The organism is Psychrobacter sp. 1Y4, from assembly GCF_051847555.1.
On record NZ_JBPYDE010000140.1, the window covers coordinates 1 to 1,084 of the forward strand.

Sequence of the window (1,084 nt, forward strand, 5' to 3'; positions counted from 1 at the left end):
TCATTTTCTTTGTCGATAGAGCGATGCTTTATCGTGATACTTCATAAGGTATCTTTAATCATCATTTATTAATATGAATTAAATTAGGAAAAACAATGAAAAAGATAATAGTAAGTTCGATTCTAGCTGCTACTGCCTGTTTGTCGATGGTTGGTCAAGCCAATGCTGCACCAAATTATTCACAACATCATGCGTCTCAAGTACAACACCAAAAACATGGTAACAAGGCAGATAGTAAGCATAAAGTTGTCAAAAATAAGGCGAAGGATTCTCACGATAGATCAAAGGCGGCAGCTGCTAAATATAAGGTGAAAGGTAAATATCAAGGTAAAAATACTCACGAACATCGTTCTTAAAACTAACCTTCGATAATCCAAAAATGACGCCTTAAATGGGCGTTATTTTTTAATGGCATATACAGTAAAAAAAGAGACCTTCAATGGGTCTCTTTTTTTCGTTAATTTCTTATATTAAATTTTATTTCGGGTCACTTCACCATTAACTAGTCTCAAAATATTGAACGGATTCTCATCCTTTAATGCTTCTTGTAATAAGCTTTGCGGATAGTTTTGATAGCCACTATATGTCGAAAGTAGTAAACAATTTGGCCACGCTTTGACATAGTTACAAAATATTTTACCTTGTAAACACAACATAAGTTACGTTTTATCAGCATAAATTATTTAGACATGACGCGATGGACTGTGTCACCATCTTTCACGACATTATTTCAATAAATAACGATCTTGATAATGTATCTGGAAAACCTGAAGGCTTTATTATGAAAAACATATCAACATTAAAAAAATCATTAGTAGTAGCATTGAGTGTCGCCACCTTTAGCGCGGCTGCTATTCCAATGAGCCAAGCCGCTACGTCAATGGATGAAACTATAGCGGCATCACAGAGTAAAATCAGCTTAGAGCAAGCGATGGTTCTCGCCAATAAGGCGGTAACAGGCAATATTATTAGTGCAGGCTTTGATCAAGAAGACCATATGGAAAATAACCATTATGAGATTAAAATTATTGCCAACAACAACGAGCAAGAAGTCATCGTCAATGCCAGTACAGGTAAAGTGATA

General features: G+C 35.1%; 2 protein-coding genes and 1 pseudogene. 2 read left to right on the forward strand and 1 reads right to left on the reverse strand.

Translation table 11 applies throughout. The annotated features are described in order from the left end of the window. The first annotated feature begins 95 nt into the window (after positions 1-95). Positions 96-356 carry a hypothetical protein gene (locus ACS8FC_RS14820; RefSeq protein ID WP_439297332.1) on the forward strand — a complete coding sequence of 87 codons (261 nt, stop codon included), beginning with the start codon at positions 96-98 and terminating at the stop codon, positions 354-356. Between the two features lie 114 nt (positions 357-470). On the opposite strand, the pseudogene ACS8FC_RS14825 reads toward ACS8FC_RS14820, so the two are convergent. Beyond that, positions 471-575, reverse strand: a pseudogene (locus tag ACS8FC_RS14825) (ketoglutarate semialdehyde dehydrogenase); the annotation flags it as partial. Between the two features lie 206 nt (positions 576-781). On the opposite strand from ACS8FC_RS14825, the gene ACS8FC_RS14830 reads away from it, so the two are divergent. Further along, a partial coding sequence (locus tag ACS8FC_RS14830; protein ID WP_439297333.1) for a PepSY domain-containing protein occupies positions 782-1,084 on the forward strand: 303 nt, incomplete at its 3' end.

Excerpts from the sequence above, each read along its gene's own strand:
- ACS8FC_RS14820 (WP_439297332.1), top strand. The coding sequence starts at position 96 with ATGAAAAAGATAATAGTAAGTTCGATTCTAGCTGCTACTGCCTGTTTG.